Genomic DNA, 20,999 nt, shown 5'->3' on the forward strand with positions numbered 1-20,999 from the left:
CCGATCCCCGGTGTCCTACGGGAGCGGGACGCGGCAGGCGTCACCCGAGGTGAAGCCCTGGTCGACGATGCCGAGCGCGCTGTTCATCCGGGCCCGGGAGTTCTCCAGCGCGATCTGGTAGGTCAGCTCGACGACACCGGCGCGGCCGAACTCGCGCTCGAGCTCGGCGACCTGCTCGTCGGTCACGGTGACGTGCTCGCCGGACATCGCGTCGGCGTAGGCGATGGCGAGCCGTTCCCGGCGGCTGAAGGCGGGCGAGGTCGCGTAGTCGTCGATCTTCTTCAGCCGCTCGATGTCCAGGCCGTCGTGCTTCTGCAGCATGGTCCCGAAGTCGACGCACCACGAGCAGCCGATCCGGGTCGCGACCCGGTAGACGGCGAGCTCGCGCACGTTCGCCGGCACCTTCTTCGACGCCCGCTCGGCCAGCGTTTCGTGCACCGCGTAGGTGCGCAGCAGGGCCGGGTGGTGGGCGGCGACGGCCATCGGCTCGGGCACGGCGCCGTAGCGGCGGCCCGCGAACCGGTACATCAGTTTGAGCACGAAACCGGCTTCGGACGTCTTCTTCGCGGGGATGCGAGGCATCGCTTTCTCCTTCGTTCGCGGTCACGAGGAGGACGAGACCGCCTCGGAAGACGTGACAGCGGGCGAGGTGACGCAGGCCACCAGCATGAGCGCGGCCGCCGCGCCGAACACGACGGTGAGGCCGGCGGCCCCGAGCCCGCCGGTCGTCGCCAGCGCGAGCCAGCCGAAGGCCGCCGCCCCCGCCAGCCCGCCTGCCTGGCGGGCGAAGGTCAGCGAGCCGAGTGTGACGCCCAGCAGGTCGCGCCGGGCTCGCGTCTGGCCCAGGACGGTGTAGGCCGACGTGCAGACCGCGAAGGCCGCGCCGATCGCGAACAGCCCCGGCGCGAGGAGCCACGGGCTGCCGCCCAGCGCCGCCGCGACGGCGACCGTGGCGAGCCCGGCCGTCCCGAGGAAGCAGCCGAACCGGCCCCACACCGGCATTTCCGGGTGCCGGCGGGCCAGCGCGGCGAAGGAGGCGGACAACGCGAGCTGCCCGGCGGTCATCGCGATCAGCAGCAACCCGGTCACGGCCGGGTCGGCTCCCAAGGCCGCGACGAGCGCGACGTAGGTGAAGGTGCCGTAGAGCGCGGCACCCGCCAGGCCGTTGACCACCACCGCGCGTGCGAGAACGCCGTCCGCGAACACCTTCGGCGAGATCAGCGGGCTCGTCGTGCGACGCTGCCTTCGCACGAACAGGAAGCCCGCCACCACGGCGGTTCCGGCCAGCACCGGAGTCCATAGTGGACTGTGCGCGAGGGCGTCGACCGTGCCCAGCGCGACGACCGCCGACCCCGCGGCCACGAGCAGGAGGCTGCTCCCGACGTCGAACTTTTCGCTGCTGCGAAGGGATTTCGCGGGCAACCCGCGTAGACCGAGGAAGAGCGCCGGTACGCACAGCGGCAGGTTGACCAGGAAGATCCAGCGCCAGCCCGGCCCCGCCGCGAGCAGGCCGCCGAGCGGCGGTCCCCCGAGCGTGGCGGCCGCGAACACGGCCGTCTGCCAGCCTTGGCGCCGCAGCAGCTCGTCGCGGTCGAACAGCTCGCCGAGCGCGCTCATCGCCGTGACGACGAGGCCGCTGCCACCCAGGCCCTGCAGGGCGCGCGCGGCGACGAGCGAGCCGAGGCCGGAGGCGGCGGCGCACCACGCCGAGGCCGCCGCGAACACGAGGACCGAGCCCGCGAAGGAGATCCGGCGGCCGTGGAGGTCGCCGAGCCGTCCGTGCAGCGGCGTCGCGACGGTGAGGGTGAGCAAGCCGGCGGCGGTCACCGCCACGAGCCCGGTGCGGGCGTGCAGGTCGGCGCCGATCGAGGGCAGGGCCGCGGTGACGATCAGGCCGTCGAGCTGGGCCATGGCCATGCCGAGCAGCAAGCCCGCGAAAGCGAGGTTCCGAGATGCGTGCATAAAGCACACGTTATAACGTGCCTTATGCACGCATCAAGCTCCGGCGGCGGACCGGCCCTGTTCCGCCTGGTCCGGCACTGGGCCCGTCAGTGGGCCCCGGACGTCGTCGAACGCTTCGCCGCGGACGCCCCGCCGGCGTGGACGGTGCCGAACCTCTTCGTCATCCAGGCGGTCGACGGCGCGTCGGGCGACGAGGTGACGGTCGCCGACGTGGCCCGCCAGCTGGGCATCGACCGCTCGGTGGCCAGCCGGATGGTCGCCGAAGCGGGCCGCGACGGGTTCGTGGTGCGCTCGACGTCGTCCCGCGACGCCCGCCGCGCGGTGCTGACGCTCACCGAAGCCGCGAAGGAGTTCCTCGCGGCTTCGCAGGCCCACCAGCGCCAGGCGTTCGAGGCGCTGGTGGGCCACTGGGACCCGGCGGATCGGGAACGTTTCGCGGGCTACCTGACGCGGCTCGCCGGCGAAGTCCTCGACTGAGCCAGGATCGCGTTCAGCGCTTCCCAAGCGCGCCAGGCCCGCGTGACGCCGAACTGGGCGTTGAACCGCAGGGCCGCGCGCACGTCTTCCGGCGACGCGCCGCCGCGCAGCGCACGTCCGACGTGGATGCGGAACGTGTCTTCCAGGGTCTGGTAGTGGACGTCGACGCTGAGGCTGACCACGCCGCGCTCGCGTTCGCTCAGCGTGCCCGGGCCATGGCCGGCGCGCATCCGCGACTGGAGGTCGAAGAACCCGGTGAAGTGCGGGTCCAGCTCGTTCAGCCGGGCCCGTACTTCCTCCGGCAGCGGGCTGGGTCCGTCCGGCACCGGTTCGGGCGCCGTCAGCTCCGGGTCGATGCCCAGCTCCGCTTCCAGCTCGGTGATCCGCTCGATGCCCGCCGTCGCGGCGTGGTAGCCGCAGTCGTACGAGACGAAGCGAAGCAGCTCACGAACGTCCGAAGTGGACACTCCGGCGGCCAGCCCGGTCCGCACGTGAGCCCGGAACGCCAGGCCCAGGCTCGCCTGGCAGACGTCGGCCGCGACGCAGAGGAACGTCTTCTCCCGCTCGGTCAGCTCGGGAATCGCCCGGACGTGCCGCGCGGTGGCGCCGACCAGCTGCGCGAACGCCGGATCGAGCGCGGCGAGCCGGTCGAGGTTCGTTTCGGTGGTGGTCAAGATCGTGCTCCCTCAGTGTGCTGAACGTACGTAGCGCTACAGCTGTAGTGCAATTGAAGCTACACCTGTAGCGCGATGGGTGTCCAGCTACACTGACCTCGATGGAAGAGACGACCCGCCGCCGTCCGAACGCGCGCGGCCAAGGCGAAATCCTGCGCGACGAGATCGTCACGGCCGCCGTACGGATGCTCGAAGAGCTGGGCGACGACGAAGCGCTCTCGCTGCGAGCCGTCGCGCGCGAGGTGTCGATCGCGGCGACGTCGGTCTACCTGCACTTTCCGGACCGCGACGCGCTGGTCCTGGCCGCGATGCAGCGCTGCCACGAAGAGCTCGTCGGCACCGGCGACGCGGCCGCGGCGGACGCGCCGGACCCGGCGACCGCGCTGCGGGCCCGGATCCTGGCGCAGGCGGCGTGGGCGCGCGAGCACTCCGGCCTTTACAAGGTGCTGCACGAAAGCGCGGTCCACCGGCGCCACGGCATGCCGTTCAAGGAGGTCATGGTCGCCCGCACGACCGAGGCGGTCCAGGCGTGCATGGACGCGGGCCTGGCCCCGGCCGACGACGCCGCGACCGTCGCGATCGACCTGCGGACCGCCGTCAACGGCATGCTCGCCCAGCGGATCAACGAGCCGGACCTGCCGTGGCCGCCCGCCGTCGAGCAGATCGACCGGTTCCTGGTGAAGCTGGTCGGCCTGCACTTGTGATCAGCCGGGCAACCGGCTTGGGTGGGCGGGTATGAGCCTCCAGACGGTGGTCCCCCGGATGGTGGTGCGCGACGTCGTCGCCACCGTCGCGTTCCTGCGCTCGGTGTTCGGCGCCACCGGCGAGATCGAGAGCGGGCGGCCCGCCGAGATCCGCATCGGGGACTCGCTCGTCATGGTGTCGGCCGTCGGCGAGCGCGAGCTGTTCCCCGCGTTCCTGTACGTGTACGTCCCCGACGCGGACGCGACGTACCGCCGGGCGCTCGACTGCGGCGCGACGAGCCTCGAGCCACCCGCGAACCTGCCCTACGGCGACCGCCGCGCGATGGTCCGCGACCCGTTCGGGAACGTCTTCCAGATCGCGCACCGCCGTTGGTGACCGCGACCGGGCGCCGGCACCCGGATTTCGCCGGACCCGTAACGCGCCGCCCGCGGCGCCGCGACTTCCGGGGTAATCCACCCTGAGAAGGAGCCTCGTGAACCCGGAATTCGGGCCGTACCGCATCGAACGGCCGATCGCGCGCGGTGGCATGGGCGAAGTCCTGCGCGCCCGCGACACCCGGCTCGACCGGGTCGTGGCGCTGAAGGTGCTGCCGCCCCACCTCGCCGCCGACGAGGAGTTCCGCGAGCGTTTCCGCCGCGAGGCGCACGCGGTGGCGCGGCTGCGCGAGCCGCACATCGTGCCGATTCACGCGTTCGGGGAAATCGACGGCCGCCTCTACCTGGACATGCAGCTCGTCGACGGCGTAGACCTCGCGACGCGGCTGAGCACACGCGGGCCGATGGACGCGGCCGAAGCCGTCGACGTCGTCGGCCAGATCGCCCAGGCCCTCACGGCCGCGCACGCCGAAGGCCTGGTCCACCGGGACGTCAAGCCGTCGAACATCCTGCTGACCGGCAGCGGGTTCGCCTACCTGGTGGACTTCGGGATCGCGCGGTCGCAGGAGTCGGCGACCGGGCTGACCGGTGCCGGCGCGGCGATCGGCACGCTCGACTACATGGCGCCCGAGCGGTTCACCGGGGCCCGGCCCGACCAGCGCGTCGACGTCTACGCCCTCGCGTGCGTGCTGCACCAGTGCCTGACCGCCACCAAACCGTTCGCGGCGACGACGGCCGCGTCGATCCTCCACGCCCACCTCAACCAGGCTCCGCCGCGCGCGAGCCTGCTGCACCCGGGCCTTCCCGCGGCACTCGACGGCGTCGTGGCCCGGGGCATGGCGAAGAGCCCGGACGACCGGTACCCGACCGCCGCGGCGCTCGCGGCCGGCGCGAAGGCCGCCCTCGGCTCCGCCGCTCCGCCCGCCGCGACCCAGGCCTTCACCAGGGTCGGCCCCGAAGCCCCGCCGCGGCACCGGACCGGGCTGCTGGTCGCGGTCACGATCGTCACGGTTCTCCTGCTCGGCGGGGTGGGCGCGGTGCTCGCCCTGCCGTCGTTCCTGGCGCGGACCCCGCCCGGGACGCCGGCCTCGGCACCGGTCGCCGCACCGGTTCCGGTGCCGGTCCGCACGACCACCCCGGTGGCGGAGACGACCGCGGTGCCCACGGCCGGTGCGAGCCGTCCGGCTCCCGGCGATCTCGCCGGGTTCGTCGTCCACTACTACGGGCTGCTGCCGGACACCGCCGCCGGCTGGGAGCTGATCGGGCCGAACCTGCGGCTGCGGACCCGGGACAGCTACGACAAGTTCTGGAGCAGGTTCAGCGGGGCCGAGGTCCTCGGGACGCCCGCGGTCGAAGGCAGCACGGTCACCGCGCGGATCCGGCTGCACTACCGCGACGGCCGCCCGGACACCACCGAAACGCACGTCCTCGGGCTCGCCCTGCGGGACGGCGAGCTGTGCATCGACTCCGACACCCTCGCGAAGAGCCGGTGAGCTATTCGCCCGTGCTGCCGTCGATCGACTCGCGGATGAGGTCGGCGTGGCCGTTGTGGCGGCAGTACTCCTCGATCATGTGGACCAGGATCCAGCGCAGGCTCGGCGCGGTCCCGTCCCGCCGCGTGTGCTTCGAGGGCTGCGAGAGATCGCCGTTCGCCAGCGCCTCCGCGTAGCGCTCGCGAGACCGCGCGACCGCGTCCGACCAAAGCGCGCGGAGCTGCTCCGGGGTGTCTTCGGCCGCGGAATCCCAGTCCCAGTCCGGGTTTTCGCGCCAGTCGACCGCGTTCCACGGCGCCGCGGGCTCGCGGTCGAACAGGACGCAGGAAAACCAGTAGTCCTCCACGTACGCGAGGTGCTTGAGCAGCCCGCCCAGCGTCAGCGTGGCCGGCGGGTGCGTCGCGCGCAAGCCCGCCTCGGTCAGGCCGGCGCACTTCCACGCCAGGGTTTCGCGGTGGAAGTCGAGGAAACCGAGCAGCACGGCGGCTTCGTCGCCGTCGACGGGCGGCTCGGTCCGCCCCTGGTCGTCCACTGAGGTCACGGGCGCCGACTCTACCGAAATTGTCGGACCCCTCCGCTAGGTTTTCCGGCATGGCTGAATTCGTCTTGGTAGCAGGGGCTTGGCTCGGTTCGTGGGCGTGGGACGACGTCGTCCCGGGGCTGCGCGAAGCGGGTCACGGCGCGCACGCGGTGACGTTGTCCGGGGTCGCCGAAAAACACGACCTGCCCGCGGGGCAGCAAAGGCACGTGCAGGACATCGTCGACGTCGTCTCGCAAGGCGGCTTGCGGGACGTCGTCGTGGTCGGGCACAGCTACTCCGGCATCCCCGCCGGGCAGGCGGCCGAGCGGATCGGCGACCGGCTGCGGCGCGTGGTGTTCGTCGACTCGAACGTGCCCACCGACGGCGAGTCGTTCACCTCCGTCTGGTCCGAGGCGCAGGTCGCGGCGCTCACCGAGCGCGGCTTCTGGCCGCCGCTGACCGCGGAAGACTGTGCCGGCCAAGGGCTCTCGGACGCCGAGATCGCCCGGTTCCTCGAGGGTTCGACCCCGCACCCGGCCGCGGCGCTGACCGAGCCGGCCGAACTCGCGCGGCCGCTGGGCGAGCTTCCGGCGACCTACGTCAAATGCCTGCTCGACGGGGAGACACCGAGTCCGGACGTCGTGAAGCTGCTGGAAAGCGACCGCTGGGAGCTGGTCGAGCTGAACACCGGGCACTGGCCGATGTTCTCGCAGCCGAAGGAGCTGACCACGATCCTGCTCGACGCCGCGGAGGCGTGATCACGGCGTCAGCGCGCGCACGTCCCAGATCCACACCCCGCCGACGAACTCCGCCGGCTTGCGAAGGAGGAGCTCCACAGTGGACTTCAACGCTTCCTGGTTCTGCCGCGGCCCGACCACCAGCACGTCGGCGTTCCAGGCGCGCAGGTCGGCCAGGGCCTGGGTGCGGTCGGCTTCGGTGACGTCCGCGGCCTGCCCGGTCTTCTCGACCTCGGCGAACAGGTCCGACGTCGGCAGCGGCACCGCGCCGTAGCGGCCGCGGCGGTCGGTGGGCGAGGTCGGGCCGACGAAGTAGCCCTCGGGCATCGGGTAGCCGAGGCCGGCGTCGACCTGCCAGTGCAACGGCTCGGCCTCGCCCGTGCTCGGCAGCGGGACCGGCACCAGCGAGCCGCCCGGGGCGACGTACTGGCGCCAGATCCCGTCGGCGAAGAAGGGCGGCGAGAGCGGGCGTTCGTGCGTCACCAGTTCCGTCGGCGCGATCGGCAGCAGCACCGCCACCACCGCGCCGATCCAGACCATCTTCAGGGGGAACCGTTGCTTGCCTTCGAGGGGTTCCGGCTGCTCGGCCGCCGCCGTCCACACGCGGTGCGTCGCGATCGCCAGGAGCCCGCCGGCCACCGGGATGCAGCCCATCGCGAGCCGGGACTCCAGCAGCGAGTCCAGCAGCGGCAGCTGACCCAGCCACTTCCACGGGCCGGGGATGCCGGTGTCGTCGTGCGCCACCGTGATTTCGATGCCCAGCGAAAGGAGGGCCATCACGTACATCGTGATCGCGAGCGCGCGCGAAACGACGTCGCGCCAGAGCCAGATCGTCAGCATCACCATGAGCACGATCAGCGGCCAGCCGAAGAACGCGTTCTCCTCGGTGCGGTTCATCGACACGTCCGCGGCCGCCTCCGGCGCGCCCGCGATCGACTGCGTCGCGAAGCGCGTGAAGGCCGCCGTGTCGTTGCCCGCGGACCCGTGCAGCAGCGAGTGGAAGCTCTGGGGGCCGAAGAACTGCCAGTACAGCGGGAACCCGGCGATCAGCACCGCGACGACCGCGCCCACGCCGATCCCCTTCGCCAGCGGCGCCAGCATGCCGCGGACCTCCGCGCGGTGCGGGACGAGGTAGGCGATCGCGAACACGATGAACGTGAGCGCGAAGATGGCCAGCGGCTCTTCGCCGAGCAGGATCTGCCACGCGACGAGCAACCCGAGCCAGATGCCGTTGCGGACGGGCCGTTCGCCGTGCGCGATCTGGATGGTCTTGAGCGCGATGAACGGCAGCACGAACAGCACGACGAAGTTCGGGTGCGCGTTGCCGTGCGAGATCATCGGCGGCGCGAAGCCGCAGAACGCGCCGCCGATCGCGGCCGCCGTCCGGTTCGGCACCAGGTGCCGGGAGAAGACCCAGTACCAGCCGGTCGCGGTGCCGGCGAGGCCGGCGGTGAGCACGATCGCCCACGTCAGCGTGGCACCGAAGGTCAGGGTGATCGGGGCGAGCGGGATGTTGAGGCCGAACATCGCCGCGTTCGCCGCCATGTTGACGCCGTGCGGGTAGTTCTGCAGGTCCGTGGTGAACGGGTTCTGGAAGTGCAGGACGGACTTCGCGACGACCGTCGAGTACCACTCCCACTGGCTCTGGTCGGAGGCGCCGTTCCACAGGTAGCCGCGCTTGAGGTCGAACCAGAGCCCGTTGTAGAGCAGGATCGTGAAGAGCAGGAACCCGCCGGTGATCGCGGAGTCCTGCCACGCCCAGCGCTTCGGGCCTTCGGGTGGTTCGGGGGCGGGCGGAACGAGTTCGGGGACGGCTTCGGACTTCAAGCTCACGGTTCGACCACCCTGGCGAAGAAGTGGAGGGCCCCGGTGCCGGCGTGCCGGACCAGCAGCAGGAACGGCCGGTCCACCGTCACGGTGACCGGTTCGTCGATGATCATCGAGGTGAGGCGCATGGTGAGCGCGGTCGCCGCGGCCCCCTCGAAGCCTTGTTCGTCCACCCGCAGCACGGCCTGGTGCAGCACCTCGGACACCGTCAGCCGGGGGTCCGGGGAGAGCCCGCTCAGGTCGGCCTCGTCGGTGAACATCGTGCGGACGCCGAGCCCGCGCAGCACGCCGGTGAGCGAGCTGGCGACGTCGAGCGAGATCTTGGGGAGCGCGAGCTCGACGGGCTTGACCTTGACGCGGTCGAGCAGGCTGGTGAGAGCGGCCTGGTCGAAGGCCGCTTCGGCGTCGGCGAGGTCGCCGTCGGGCAGCAGCACGACGGCTTGCAGCCCGCCCGCGGCGACCAGCTGGACAGCCTGCCAGCCGTCGGCGTGCGCGTAGCCGACGCGCTCACCGAGCCACATGGTCGGGACGTCCCGCGTGCCGGACGGCGCGTGGAAGGGCGCGTCGGAGGTGTTCGCCTCGCGGAACGGCAGCTTCCACGCGGCTTTCAGGTAGAGCGCGTTGACGAGCACGGCGGCGACGTCCCGGTCGATCGAGCCGGGCGGCAGCAGCTGCGGGATGAGGCCGCGGGTGGTGCGCTCGACATCGGCGTTGACCAGCGCGCGCGCGGCTTCGGGGTCCTTCTCGAAGGGCACGCTCGAGACGGCGGCGCCGGGCCACTCGGCCAGCTCGGTCTTGAAGGAGTCTTCGAGCGGGAGCCGGTCGTCGGCCCACAGGGTGTTGGCGACGGCGAGCTCGGCCTGTTCGCCGCGGCTCTCCTCGACGAGTACGGCGGCCTCGCGCAGGAGTGAGGTCTGTTCCCCGGGATCCCCGAGCAGGGCGACGAGCTCGTCCCGGGTTTTCCCCCGGGCGGCGCGCGAGGCGAGGGTCAGCGCACTGGCCACCGAGTAGGGGGAGAAACAGGAGTTCCCGCCCTCGGCACCGAGGGCCCGGTGGACGGCGAGGGCGAACCGGAGGTGGCTGTCCGTGGCCATGCGGGCGAGACTACCGGACCGGGCACCCCCGCCGGGCGACCACGCGGAACTCCGCCCACGGGTGACAAATCCCCCACGGGTGATCGCACAGCCGGGTGCCAGAACCACCGCGCGCCGAGGTCCGGGACGGGCCGCACCGGGGCGAGCGCCGGTCCGCTACCCAGCACCGACCCGGGCCCAGCCACCCCAACCACCGGCCCACCACCCAGCACCGACCCGAACCCAGCCACCCAAGCACCGGCCCGCCACCCGGGTGGCCGCCCGAAGCCCGGCCACCCCCAGCACCGGCCCACCACCCAGCACCGGCCCACCACCCAGCACCGACCCAAGCCCAGCCACCCCAACCGGCTCGCCACGCGGGTGGCCGTCCGAAGCCCAACCACCCCAAGCACCGGCCCGCCACCGGTTGGCCGCCGCGGCCGGTCGCGGTGAGCGCGGCTGCCGGCCGCTGTCGGCGCGGCCGCCACCCGGCCCGGCCCGACCGGTGGCAGCCTCGCTCCACGCCCGTCAGCGGTGGTGGCGGGTCACGTGCCACGAATGCCACGCGTGGGCCTGCGCGTCCGTCAACGAAGCGACCTGGTCGATCACCACCCGCAGCAACCCGGCGTCGTCACGCGCCGACTCCCAGGCCGGTACGAACAGCGGGTCCAGCGACTCCGGCGCCCGCCGCGCCAGCGCGTGGACCAGCTCCACCAGCAGCTCCCGTTGCCCCTCCTGCATCGCCAGCCGGCGGCGGTCGCTCATCACGTACCGCAACGCCAGCGCCTTCAGCAGGGCCACCTCCGCCGCCACCTGGTCCGGGACGCACAGCCTCGCCCGGTACCGCCCCAGCGGCCCCTCGCCGAACTCCGCGCGCGTGCTGCTGACCGCCGCCGTCGTGAAGCGGCCGACCAGCTCGCTCGTCAGCCTCTTCAACGCCACCTGCGCGCCCGGTGAGCCGTCCGGTTCCGCCGACGCCAGCGCCGCCACCACCGGCAGCGCCAGCAGCTCCGCCGCCGCATCCTCCAAAGTGGACACCGACTGCGCCGAGAAGTGCTTGGCCGCCGCCTCGGCGACGGCCGCGCGCTCGTCCGGGTGGGCCAGCACGCGCAGCTTGATCCGGCCGGCCAGCACGCCGTCCTCGACGTCGTGCACCGAATACGCGACGTCGTCCGCCCAGTCCATGATCTGGGCCTCCAGGCAGGTCCGCTCCGCCGGCGCCCCGGACCGGAACCACGAGAACACCGGCACGTCGTCCTCGTACACGCCGTACTTCGCCTGCCCCGGCTTGCGCGGCCACGGGTACTTCGTGGTCGCGTCCAGGCACGCGCGGGTCAGGTTGAGCCCCACCGGGTCGCCCTCGGCCGACAGCAGCTTCGGCTCCAGCCGCGTGAGGATCCGCAGCGTCTGCGCGTTGCCCTCGAAGCCGCCGCACGCGGCCGCCACCTCGTCGAGCGCGCGTTCGCCGTTGTGCCCGAACGGCGGGTGCCCGATGTCGTGCGCCAGCCCGGCCGTGTCGGCCAGGTCCGGGTCCGCGCCCAGCTCGTCGGCGATCCCGCGGCCGATCTGCGCGACCTCCAGCGAGTGGGTCAGCCGCGTGCGCGGGACGCCGGTGACCTCGGCGCCCTCCCCCGGCCCGACCACCTGGGTCTTGCCGGCCAGCCGCCGCAGCGCCGCCGAATGCAGCACGCGGGCCCGGTCGCGCGAGAACGCGCTGCGCCCGTCTTCGCGCGTGCCGGGCAGCGCCGCGCCCTTCGCCGGCTCCGGCAGCAGGCGGGCGGTGTCGTGCTCCGTGTAATCCACCCGACCAGCCTAAACGCGGGCACCGACAAAAAGCTCAGCCGAGGAACGTGGCGAACAGGTCGTCGGCCGGGGTCTTCGTCAGCCGGTAGTACAGCAGCGCGCCGGTCTCGCGGACGATGTAGCGGACCTGCGTCACGCGCTCCTGCACGATCGGCCCGCTGTGCGTCGGCGCGGTCCAGGCGTCGAGGCCGAGGTCGTCGGCCATCGTGCGGGCCCGGAACGAGTGCCACGGGTCGCTGACCAGCACCGCCGTGTGCCAGCCGCGGCCCTGCACCTGCTCCGCGACCGCTCGGAGGCTGCGGAGCGTGTCGCTGCCCTCGCCGACCGCCAGGGTCGCGGACGACGGCACGCCGTGGCGGGTCAGCCAGAGCTGGCCGGCCCGCGCCTCGGTGAAGTTGTCCTCGGCCTTCTTGCCGCCCGCCGTGACGATCGTCTTCGCGACGCCCGCGTCGTAGAGCTGCTTCGCCTTGATCAGGCGCGCCGCGTAGATGTCCGACGGCTTGCCGTTGTACTGCGCCGCGCCGAGCACCACGATGACGTCGGCGGGTGTGCGGTCGTTCTCCCGCGCGACCTGCCAGACGCGGAACGCCGTGCCGCCGACCAGCGCGAGCAGCACGAGGAGCGTGCCGAAGGCGATCCGGCGCGCCCAGTTCGCGAGCGACGGTTTGGTGCGTTCAGCGGTACCCACCCGGCCCATTCTTTCAGAAGCGGCTCAGAGCCAGCCACGCTCCTCCGCGACCCGCACGGCTTCGGCCCGCGTCCGGGCGCCGGTCTTGCCGATCGCGGCGGACAGGTGGTTGCGCACGGTCCCTTCGGACAGGTGCACCGCGCGGGCGATGCCGGCCACCGTGGCCCCGTCCTTGGCTTCCCGCAACACGTCCCGCTCGCGCGCGGTGAGCGGGCTGGCGCCGGTGGCCAGCGACTCGGCGGCCAGCGCCGGGTCCACCACCCGGAGTCCACTGTGGACCCGGCGGACGGCTTCGACGAGCTGCTCGGGCGGGGCGTCCTTGACGACGAACCCGGCCGCGCCCGCCGCCATCGCGCGCGCGAGGTAGCCGGGCCGCCCGAACGTCGTGCAGATGATCACCCGACACGACGGGAGCGCGGCCCGCAGGTCGGCCGCCGCCTCCAGGCCGTCCTTGCCCGGCATCTGCACGTCCAGCAGGGCGACGTCCGGCTTCGCTTCCCGCGCGGCGGCCACCACCTCGTCGCCGGAGCCGACCTGCCCGACCACCTCGATGTCGGTTTCGAGGCCGAGCACGGTGGCCAGCGCGCCGCGCACCATGGCCTGGTCGTCGGCCAGCAACACCCGGATCAAGCGAGTCCTCCCGCGGGTTCGGCGCGCACGGCCGGGGCGGCCGCGCGGGGTTCCGGCTGCGGGATCTCCGCCCGCACCAGCAATCCTCCCCCGGGCCGCACCGACGTCCGCAGCGTCCCCCCGACGGCGGCGAGCCGCTCGGTGAGCCCGCGCAGGCCGTTGCCCGCGACGACGCCGGTGGCGGTGCCGTCGTCCTCGACCTCGAGCCAGGTGTCCCCCAGCTTCACCTTGACCTGCTTGGCCCCGGAGTGCCGCAGCACGTTCGTCACGGCCTCGCGCAGCACGTACCCGAAGACGCTCTGGAACTCCGGCCGCACGTTGTCGACGGCGTGCGGCAGGTCGGCGTCGATCTCCGCGGCCCGCAACGCGGCCCGGGCGCCGACGATCTCGGCCGACAGCGACACCTCGCGGTACTCCGACACGGTGGCGCGGACGTCGGACAGCGCGCTGCGCGTCAGACTCTCGATCTCGCGGATCTCCTCGACCGTGCGCGGGATGTCCCCCGAGCTCTCCAGCACCCGCCGGGCCAGCCCCGCCTTGACGGTGATCGTGGTGAGGCTGTGCCCGAGCAGGTCGTGCAGGTCGCGGGCGACGCGCTGGCGCTCGTTCGTCACGGCGAGCGTCGCGATCTCCTCGTTGGCCTGCTGCAGCCGCCGGACCGCCCGGACCAGGCTGGACATGAAGAACATCGCCATCGTCACCGAGCCGACCGTGACCAGGTCACCCCAGTTGTCGGCGAACCGGCCGCCGATCAGCAGGATCACCGCCGCGACCAGCAACGCGGCGCCGTCGAGCAGCACCACCCAGGCCAGCGGCAGCAGGAACACCAGCGCGGCGGTGCCGTAGAGCAAGACGAACGGGCTGGTGCTCGTCGCCGCGACCACGGCGAGCCCGAGGACGAGCATCCACCCGCTGTAGGCGAAGCGGAACGGGCGGGCGCGGTCGAACGCCAGCGGGAACAGCGCGTAGGAGACGGCGACGCCGTAGACGAGCACCCACAGCGCGACCACCCCCGGGGTCACCCGGTCCACCTTCAGCAGCGACTTCGTCGCCGGGATGAGGTAGGGCAGGGTGAACACGATCGACAGGACCGGCCACCGGAACTTGTCCGGCCCGCTCTTGCCGCGGTTGGGCGGCGGGTCCTCCCACCACGTTTCCCTCGTGCCCAGCCCGTACTTCCGGTTCACGTCGTCCTCGGCCATGGTTCCCCTCCGGCCCTCAGACGCGGGCACTGTCCTTACGGTAACGCCTGATCACCAGTGCCCCCAGCACGACCGTCCACGCCGCGAGAACGCCGACGGCCGTCGGCAGCGAGACCACCAGGTCGCTGGTCACGGCCGGCCGGGCCACCTGCAGCACCCAGTAGGTCGGCATGATCTGGGCGACGTCGTGCATCCACGACGGCATGCCTTCCAGGGGGATCCACAGGCCACCGAGGAACCCCATGCCGAGGGTGACGATCATGCTGATCGGCTGCATCGTCTCGGGGGTGCCGAACTGCCCGATCAGCAGGCCCAGCAGGACCAGCGGGATGGTGCCGAGCCAGACGCCGGCGAAGATCCGCACCCAGCCCGCGGCGTCGAGGTGCACGCCCTCGGCGGTGACGGCCAGCAGCGGCACCAGGATCAGCGCGGGCAGCCCGACGAGCATGCCGGAAAGGCCTTTGCCCGCCAGGTAGCCGGTGCCGGTGAGCGGGGTCAGCCGCAGCTGCCGCTGCCAGCCGAGCGCGCGTTCCAGCGCGAGCCTGCCGCCGCTGGTGTTGGCCGCGGCGAAGGTCCCGAACGTCATCATGTTGATCATGATCACGGCGGCGAACTGCGCGTGCTCCGGCGCGTCCGCCTTGACGAACACGTTGGCCTGCAACAGGAACATCAGCACCGGGAAGGCGACGACGAAGATCAGGAACCGCGGCTGCCGGAAGTTGCGGCGGATCTCGGTGAGCAGGTAGGTGGTCATCGCACGGACTCCGGGGTTTCGTCGGCGGTCAGGGAGAGGAAGGCGCCTTCGAGGCCGACGGCGCCGATCTCGACGTCGTGCACGGCGGGCACCGCGGCCTTGAGCGCCCAGAGCGTCGCGTCGGAGTCGCCGCTGGAGATCGCGACGCGGCCGCCGCGCAGCTCGAACTCCTTGACACCCGGCAGGGCCGCGATGACGGCGTCGGTGGCGCCCGGGACGGCGGCCCGCAGCGTCCGGCCGCCGGCCAGCGCGCGGACCTCGGCGACGCTGCCGTCGGCGACGATCCGGCCGCGGCGCATCAGCACGACCCGGTCGGCGAACTCCTCGGCCTCTTCGAGGTAGTGCGTGGCGAACAGGACCGTGCGGCCGGACTCGGTGAACGCGTACATCGACTGCCAGAACTCGCGGCGCGTGCCGACGTCCATCGCGGCGGTCGGCTCGTCGAGGATCAGCAGGTCGGGGTCGCTGACCAGGGCGACGGCGAAGCGCACCCGCTGCTTCTGCCCGCCGGAGAGCTTGTTCGCGCGGCGGCCGGCCAGCTCCTCGATCCCGGCGGCGCGCAGGGCCTCGGCGACCGGCAGCGGCTTGCGGTGCAGGCCCGCGACCATGCCGACGGTCTCCGCGACGGTCAGGTCGTCCATCAGGGCGCCGCCCTGCAGCATCGCGCCGATCAGGCCGGCGCGGACGGCGTCGATCGGCTTGCGGCCGAACACGCGGACGTCCCCGCTGCCGGGCTCGGTCAGCCCGAGGATCATGTCGACGGTGGTGGACTTGCCGGCGCCGTTCGGGCCGAGCAGGGCGACCACTTCGCCCGGGGCGATCGTGAGGTCGACGCCGTCGACCGCGTGCACGTCGCCGTAGTGCTTGCGCAGGCCGGTGAGGTGGATCGCGGCCCCCGCCGCCACCGCCTGGGAGTTCGTTTCTCGCATGCCCCCAGGCTGCCGTGCACGAAGCCCGGGTCCCCAGACCGTGCGTCACGAAGTGACCGTGACAGGTGTCAGGGGTACCCGGGCTCCGGGTGGCTCAGCAGCCGATCAGGCGGCCCGCCAGGTAGGACTCCAGCTTGTCGATCGCGACGCGCTCCTGCGCCATGCTGTCGCGGTCGCGGACCGTGACGGCGTTGTCTTCGAGGCTGTCGAAGTCGACAGTCACGCAGTACGGCGTGCCGATCTCCTCGTGCCGGCGGTAGCGCTTGCCGATCGAGCCCGCGTCGTCGAAGTCGACGTTCCAGTGCTTGCGCAGCAGCTCGGCGACGGCCTTCGCCTTCGGCGTGAGGTCGGCGTTGCGCGACAGCGGCAGCACCGCGGCCTTGAACGGCGCCAGCCGCGGGTCGAGCTTCAGCACCACGCGCTTGTCGGTGCCGCCCTTGGCGTTCGGCACCTCTTCCTCGTAGTAGGCGTCGATCAGGAACGCCATCATCGACCGGCCGACACCGGCCGCCGGCTCGATGACGAACGGGCGGTACCGCTGCTTCGACGTCGGGTCGAAGTACGACAGGTCCTGCCCCGAGTGGTTCGAGTGGGTGGTCAGGTCGAAGTCGGTGCGGTTGGCGATGCCTTCCAGCTCGCCCCACTCCTGGCCCGCGTTGAACGCGAAGCGGTACTCGATGTCGACCGTGCGCTTCGCGTAGTGCGAGAGCTTTTCCTTCGGGTGCTCGAAGTGGCGCAGGTTCTCGGCCTTGATGCCGAGGTCGGTGTACCACTTCGTGCGCTCGTCGATCCAGTACTGGTGCCAGGTCTCGTCCTCGCCCGGCTCGACGAAGAACTCCATCTCCATCTGCTCGAACTCGCGCGTGCGGAAGATGAAGTTGCCCGGCGTGATCTCGTTGCGGAACGACTTGCCGATCTGGCCGATGCCGAACGGCGGCTTCATCCGCGACGTCGTCTGGACGTTCGAGAAGTTGACGAAGATGCCCTGCGCGGTCTCCGGGCGGAGGTAGTGCAGGCCCTCCTCGGACTCCACCGGGCCGAGGTAGGTCTTCAGCATCATGTTGAAGTCCCGCGGCGCGGTGTACTCGCCGCGCGTGCCGCAGTTCGGGCACGGCACGTCGGACAGGTCGTCCTCGGACGTCTGCTTGCCGCTGCGCGCCTCGTACTCCTCGGCGAGCTGGTCGGCGCGGAACCGCTTGTGGCACGAGAGGCACTCGATCAGCGGGTCGGTGAACACGTTGACGTGCCCCGAAGCCACCCACACCTGGCGCGGCAGGATGACCGAGGAGTCGAGGCCGACGACGTCGTCGCGGCCCTGGACCACGGTCTTCCACCACTGGCGCTTGATGTTGTCCTTGAGCTCGACCCCGAGCGGTCCGTAGTCCCACGCCGAGCGGGTACCGCCGTAGATCTCCCCGCTGGGGAAGACGAAACCACGGCGCTTGCACAGGCTGACTACGGTATCGATGGTGTTCGTGGGCACTCCACGCTCCGGAAGCATGCGGGGACGGTTATCGGACTAGAACGTCCAGGGTATCCGCCGGGGCCGAGCCCTTTTCGCGCAGGCTAGGGCCGCGACACCAGCGACGCCGTGACGACGCGGTTGTCCTCGTAGCCCTCGGTCCCGCCGACGTACTCGCCGCCGCAGGTGACCAGGAGCAGCTTGTGCGGGCCGTCGGGGTCGAACAGCTGCTCCGAGCGCCCGGCGAGCTCCGACTTGTGGATGGTCTCGGTCGCGTCGACGCGGTACACCCAGGCCCCGCCGGCGGCGTCGGTCAGCTTGATCTCCTGACCCTGCTTGACCTGCCAGAGCTCGGTGAAGGGGCCCTTCTCGCCCTTCCAGTTGACGTGCCCCGAGAGCAAGGCGACGCCGTGGTCGGCGCCGAGTTTCGCGCCCCACCAGGCGGCTTCGTCGAGGCCTTCGGGGATCTCGAGGGCGCCGCTGGAGTCGAGGTCCTCCCGGACGAGCTTCGCGGTGCCGCCGCCGGGGAGGGCGAGGTTCGCGGGCGCCTGGCCGGTGTCGGTTTTGGCGGGCTGCTCCGCGACCGCGGTGGGGGCGGCGGGGGTGGTGGTGCTGCCGTTGGCGCCGGCGGGTTCATCCTTTCCGGTGAAGATGAGCAGGGTGGCGACGAGCGCCGCGACCACGAACGCGCCGGTGACCCCGACGATCCACCAGCGGCCGGAGCCGTTCTTCTCCGCCGGGTTCCGCTCCTGCATGCTGCTCCTTCGCTGGTCGTGCCGTTGCGAAGGGTCACATGCGGTGAGGGGCGGCGTGGGTTGCAGCGGATCGGCGAGGTGCGGGGTGGCGGCGGCTTCCGCAGCCCGGCGGCGGTTCGGCGCAGCGGGTCCCACGGCAGCCGTCAGCCCGCACCAGCCGACTCGGATCAGCCCGCGGGGCGCGTCACCAGCCTGGCCGTGACCAGGCGGTTCTCGTCGTAGCCTTCGGTGCCGCCCACGTAGTCGCCGCCGCAGGTGACCAGGACCAGCCGGTGCGGCCCGTTCTGGCCGAACCACTTCGCGGCCTGCTCCGGCAGCGCCTCCTTCGGCAGCGTCACCACGTCGTCCACGCGGTACACCCAGCGGCCGCCGCGGGCGTCGACCACGCTCACCTCGTCGCCGTCGCGCATGCGCCACAGCTCGTCGAACGGGCCGCGCCGCCCCTCCCAGTTCACGTGCCCGGACAGCAGCGCCGCCCCCTGCGCCGCGCCCAGCTTCGCGCCCCACCAGGCCGCGTCGCCGAGGCCACGCGGGATCGGCAGCACGCCGCGGTCGGTGAGCTCCGTGCGGACCAGGCGGGCGGTCGCCCCGTCGGGCAGCCGGACCGTGCCCGGGCGCTGCTGCGCGGCGGACTCGTTGTCGGCGGGCAGCACGGCCGGGGCCGCGTTCTCCCCCGGCAACGAGCCGGGTGGCGGCGCGGCGGCCTGCGTGGCCGTGGGCGGCAGCCAGGTCAGCACGATGACCCCGGCCGCGAACGCGGCCACGGCCAGTGCCGCCGAGACGGCGGCCAGCCCGGTGCGCAGCACCTAGTCCGTCCCGGTCTTGCGCCGCCTGCCGAGCAGCAGCGCGACGGCCGCGAAGAACACCCCGCCGAACAGCAGGCCGATGCCGAGCGGGATGCGCGAGCCGTCCCCGCCGGTGTCGGGCGCGGCCGCGCCCAGGTACCCGGCCGGGACCTGCGTCGGCACCGGGGCCTGCGTCGCGCCCGTGCCGCCGCCGGTGCTGCCCGCGGCCTTCGCGACGAAGCCCTTCGGCACCGAGCAGCTGACCCCGCCGAGCACGATGTTCGTCTGGACGTCCTGCACCGCGGCGCCCGCCGCGTCCTTGACGTGCGTGGTGATCTCGACGCGCCAGCCGGCGACGGCCGTGTAGTCGCCGCCCCGCCAGCCGTCCTGGCGGATCAGCTGGTCGAACGCGGCGACGCGGGTCAGCTTCAGGTCGGAGACGGTGGTGTCCTTGCTGGCGTTCGCGATGTCGCCGGGCGGGCCGAGCCGCAGGTTCTTCAGCTCGAGGCCCGCGGTGCCGCCGGGCATCGGGACGATGCCGAGCCCGCCGCCCTGCCGCACCCACAGCCGGTTCACCGCCGAGGTGCCGGTGAGCTTGCCCGGCGCGGTGCAGTCCACCGACGTCTTCGCGCCTTCGAGCACCAGCACGGTGTTGTCGGACGGCTTCGCGCCGCCCTGCCAGTTGTCGCGCAGCGCGTAGTTCGTCTCGGCGACGGCGGTCGGCACGGTGGTCGCCTGCAGCGCGGCGACGACGTTGTGGTCCCGGCTCGGGACGCCCGACGGGTAGGGGTTGCCGCCGGTGTAGCGGCCGAGGTCGATCTGGTAGTGCCCGCCGAAGGTGGCGCGCTCGCCGTCGTCCTTGGGCACGGTGACCCGGTCCGTGCCGAGCTTGGACTGGCCGGGAAGCAGCGGGGAGCGCTGGGTTTCGGTGATCAGGGCGCCGCCGCGCTGGCCCTCGCCGCCGATCCGGACCGACGCGATGTTGGCGAAGGAGACAGGGCCCGTCTTCTCGTCGACGGCCTGGCTCTGCGCCCCGGCGACCCCGGTGCCGGCCAGCGGGAAGAGGACGGCCGTCAGGACGGCTGCTTTCGTCACGAAACGGGTCATGTCTCCCCACTGCGTCTGCTCGGGCGGGTCGCCAGCGTACGAGAAGCGACGAAACGCTCCGCGACAACCTTGCACCGTCGGCCACGACATGCGAAGCCGAAGAGGCAATATCCCACGAACTCACCCGAATGGGGTAGTACGACCGGCCGTAGTCCGCAGGCGAGGCGACGGAGCGGGGCCGCGTCCGGGGGAACACTAGGATGGGCGGTGCCGTTATCGGCAATGACTACGGAATTCATGTCGCGGCGACGAGGGTGGAGGCGGGTATGGCGACGGTGACCGGGAGTGACGCCCAGCCGGGACTCGCGGAGTGCGCCCCGGCGGCCGCCGCACCGGCACACCCCCCTGCGTCGGTCCTGACGGACGCGGGCGACCTGCTGCGCGCGCTGGCGGCGCCGGTCCGGATCGCGATCGTGCTGCAGCTGCGCGCGGCCGACCGGTGCGTGCACGAGCTGGTGGACGCCCTCGACGTCGCGCAGCCGCTGATCAGCCAGCACCTGCGGGTGCTGAAGACGGCCGGGGTGGTCCAGGGCGAGCGTCGCGGCCGCGAGGTCGTCTACCGGCTCGCCGACGACCACCTGGCCCACATCGTCGTCGACGCCGTCGCGCACGTGCAGGAAGGAAAGTGATGAACGCCGCCGCGCCGCGCAGCCAGGCCCCGGTGCCCGGCCGCCGATCGACCCGCCAGCGGGCGGCGGTCGTCGAGCTGCTGAGCAGGATCGACGACTTCCGTTCGGCCCAGGAGCTGCACGACGAGCTGCGCAAACGCGGCGACGGCATCGGCTTGACGACGGTGTACCGCACACTGCAGTCGTTGTCCGAGGCCGGCGAGATCGACGTGCTGCGCACGGACTCGGGCGAGGCCATCTACCGCCGGTGCTCGGCGCACCACCACCATCACCTGGTGTGCCGCCTGTGCGGCCGCACGGTGGAGGTCGAGGGGCCGGCGGTGGAGCGCTGGGCGGAGAAGATCGCGGCCGAGCACGGCTTTTCGCAGATCTCCCACACGGTGGAGATCACCGGCACCTGCGCGGAGCACTGA

23 protein-coding genes are annotated in these 20,999 nt (G+C 72.4%); 7 read left to right on the plus strand and 16 right to left on the minus strand.

Translation table 11 applies throughout. The features are described 5' to 3' along the window. Positions 1-15: 15 nt before the first annotated feature. Positions 16-582, minus strand: coding sequence for a carboxymuconolactone decarboxylase family protein (locus ACWEVP_RS14305; RefSeq protein WP_452062991.1), 567 nt, complete (start codon positions 580-582; stop codon positions 16-18). 21 nt (positions 583-603) lie between these two features. Beyond that, entirely contained in the window at positions 604-1,962 is a 1,359-nt protein-coding gene (locus ACWEVP_RS14310) for an MFS transporter (protein ID WP_452062992.1), read from the minus strand. Between the two features lie 24 nt (positions 1,963-1,986). Here ACWEVP_RS14310 and ACWEVP_RS14315 point away from each other — a divergent pair, with 24 nt between their 5' ends. Then, positions 1,987-2,439, plus strand: coding sequence for a MarR family winged helix-turn-helix transcriptional regulator (locus ACWEVP_RS14315; protein WP_452062993.1), 453 nt, complete (start codon positions 1,987-1,989; stop codon positions 2,437-2,439). On the opposite strand, the gene ACWEVP_RS14320 is transcribed toward ACWEVP_RS14315, so the two are convergent. Then, positions 2,403-3,113: a carboxymuconolactone decarboxylase family protein gene (locus tag ACWEVP_RS14320; protein ID WP_452062994.1), complete on the minus strand. Its 711-nt coding sequence runs from the start codon at positions 3,111-3,113 to the stop codon at positions 2,403-2,405. The two genes, ACWEVP_RS14315 and ACWEVP_RS14320, sit on opposite strands and share 37 nt — an antisense overlap. Before the next feature lie 101 nt (positions 3,114-3,214). On the opposite strand from ACWEVP_RS14320, the gene ACWEVP_RS14325 reads away from it, so the two are divergent. The 3 genes from ACWEVP_RS14325 to ACWEVP_RS14335 all read left to right on the plus strand — a co-directional run bounded on the left by ACWEVP_RS14325 (position 3,215) and on the right by ACWEVP_RS14335 (position 5,685). Next, the gene (locus ACWEVP_RS14325) at positions 3,215-3,817 is read left to right on the plus strand and encodes a TetR/AcrR family transcriptional regulator (RefSeq protein ID WP_452062995.1); all 603 of its coding nucleotides are present in this window, start codon (positions 3,215-3,217) and stop codon (positions 3,815-3,817) included. A gap of 31 nt (positions 3,818-3,848) precedes the next feature. Continuing rightward, positions 3,849-4,193, plus strand: a complete 345-nt coding sequence (locus ACWEVP_RS14330) for a VOC family protein (protein ID WP_452062996.1) — start codon at positions 3,849-3,851, stop codon at positions 4,191-4,193. A gap of 97 nt (positions 4,194-4,290) precedes the next feature. Then, positions 4,291-5,685: a serine/threonine-protein kinase gene (locus ACWEVP_RS14335; protein WP_452062997.1), complete on the plus strand. Its 1,395-nt coding sequence runs from the start codon at positions 4,291-4,293 to the stop codon at positions 5,683-5,685. Position 5,686: 1 nt separating this feature from the next. On the opposite strand, the gene ACWEVP_RS14340 is transcribed toward ACWEVP_RS14335, so the two are convergent. Further along, on the minus strand, positions 5,687-6,226 hold the full coding sequence (locus ACWEVP_RS14340; protein ID WP_452062998.1) for a DinB family protein: 540 nt from the start codon (positions 6,224-6,226) through the stop codon (positions 5,687-5,689). Positions 6,227-6,276: 50 nt separating this feature from the next. On the opposite strand from ACWEVP_RS14340, the gene ACWEVP_RS14345 reads away from it, so the two are divergent. Further along, entirely contained in the window at positions 6,277-6,963 is a 687-nt protein-coding gene (locus ACWEVP_RS14345; RefSeq protein WP_452062999.1) for an alpha/beta fold hydrolase, read from the plus strand. Here ACWEVP_RS14345 and ACWEVP_RS14350 read toward each other — a convergent pair whose 3' ends face one another. The 12 genes from ACWEVP_RS14350 to ACWEVP_RS14405 form a co-directional block, all read right to left on the minus strand. Beyond that, complete coding sequence (locus ACWEVP_RS14350) at positions 6,964-8,775, minus strand: glycosyl transferase (protein ID WP_452063000.1); 1,812 nt, start codon at positions 8,773-8,775, stop codon at positions 6,964-6,966. Beyond that, complete coding sequence (locus ACWEVP_RS14355; protein WP_452063001.1) at positions 8,772-9,863, minus strand: serpin family protein; 1,092 nt, start codon at positions 9,861-9,863, stop codon at positions 8,772-8,774. The genes ACWEVP_RS14350 and ACWEVP_RS14355 overlap by 4 nt, the downstream gene beginning before the upstream one ends. A 507-nt stretch (positions 9,864-10,370) precedes the next feature. Then, positions 10,371-11,645 (minus strand): deoxyguanosinetriphosphate triphosphohydrolase, encoded by a 1,275-nt coding sequence (locus ACWEVP_RS14360; protein ID WP_452063002.1) that lies wholly within the window; start codon positions 11,643-11,645, stop codon positions 10,371-10,373. 34 nt (positions 11,646-11,679) lie between these two features. Then, positions 11,680-12,333 carry a YdcF family protein gene (locus ACWEVP_RS14365; protein ID WP_452063003.1) on the minus strand — a complete coding sequence of 218 codons (654 nt, stop codon included), beginning with the start codon at positions 12,331-12,333 and terminating at the stop codon, positions 11,680-11,682. 24 nt (positions 12,334-12,357) lie between these two features. Next, positions 12,358-12,963, minus strand: a complete 606-nt coding sequence (locus tag ACWEVP_RS14370; protein ID WP_452063004.1) for a response regulator transcription factor — start codon at positions 12,961-12,963, stop codon at positions 12,358-12,360. Next, on the minus strand, positions 12,960-14,165 hold the full coding sequence (locus ACWEVP_RS14375) for a sensor histidine kinase (protein WP_452063005.1): 1,206 nt from the start codon (positions 14,163-14,165) through the stop codon (positions 12,960-12,962). The genes ACWEVP_RS14370 and ACWEVP_RS14375 overlap by 4 nt, the downstream gene beginning before the upstream one ends. A gap of 16 nt (positions 14,166-14,181) precedes the next feature. Further along, positions 14,182-14,919 carry an ABC transporter permease gene (locus ACWEVP_RS14380; protein WP_452063006.1) on the minus strand — a complete coding sequence of 246 codons (738 nt, stop codon included), beginning with the start codon at positions 14,917-14,919 and terminating at the stop codon, positions 14,182-14,184. Further along, positions 14,916-15,848 (minus strand): ABC transporter ATP-binding protein, encoded by a 933-nt coding sequence (locus ACWEVP_RS14385; RefSeq protein WP_452063007.1) that lies wholly within the window; start codon positions 15,846-15,848, stop codon positions 14,916-14,918. Before ACWEVP_RS14385 ends, ACWEVP_RS14380 begins: the two co-directional genes overlap by 4 nt. A gap of 94 nt (positions 15,849-15,942) precedes the next feature. After that, on the minus strand, positions 15,943-17,331 hold the full coding sequence (locus ACWEVP_RS14390) for a glycine--tRNA ligase (protein ID WP_364456129.1): 1,389 nt from the start codon (positions 17,329-17,331) through the stop codon (positions 15,943-15,945). 83 nt (positions 17,332-17,414) lie between these two features. Further along, on the minus strand, positions 17,415-18,065 hold the full coding sequence (locus ACWEVP_RS14395) for a class F sortase (protein WP_452063008.1): 651 nt from the start codon (positions 18,063-18,065) through the stop codon (positions 17,415-17,417). A 167-nt stretch (positions 18,066-18,232) separates the two neighbouring features. After that, positions 18,233-18,871, minus strand: a complete 639-nt coding sequence (locus ACWEVP_RS14400) for a class F sortase (RefSeq protein ID WP_452063009.1) — start codon at positions 18,869-18,871, stop codon at positions 18,233-18,235. Then, positions 18,872-19,957, minus strand: a complete 1,086-nt coding sequence (locus ACWEVP_RS14405) for a hypothetical protein (protein ID WP_452063010.1) — start codon at positions 19,955-19,957, stop codon at positions 18,872-18,874. Positions 19,958-20,223: 266 nt separating this feature from the next. Here ACWEVP_RS14405 and ACWEVP_RS14410 point away from each other — a divergent pair, with 266 nt between their 5' ends. Together ACWEVP_RS14410 and ACWEVP_RS14415 are read left to right on the plus strand one after the other, a co-directional pair. After that, complete coding sequence (locus ACWEVP_RS14410) at positions 20,224-20,586, plus strand: ArsR/SmtB family transcription factor (RefSeq protein ID WP_400876598.1); 363 nt, start codon at positions 20,224-20,226, stop codon at positions 20,584-20,586. Further along, positions 20,586-20,999 carry a Fur family transcriptional regulator gene (locus tag ACWEVP_RS14415; protein ID WP_364456119.1) on the plus strand — a complete coding sequence of 138 codons (414 nt, stop codon included), beginning with the start codon at positions 20,586-20,588 and terminating at the stop codon, positions 20,997-20,999. The genes ACWEVP_RS14410 and ACWEVP_RS14415 overlap by 1 nt, the downstream gene beginning before the upstream one ends.

The sequence above is a fragment of the Amycolatopsis sp. NPDC003865 genome (genome assembly GCF_053605345.1).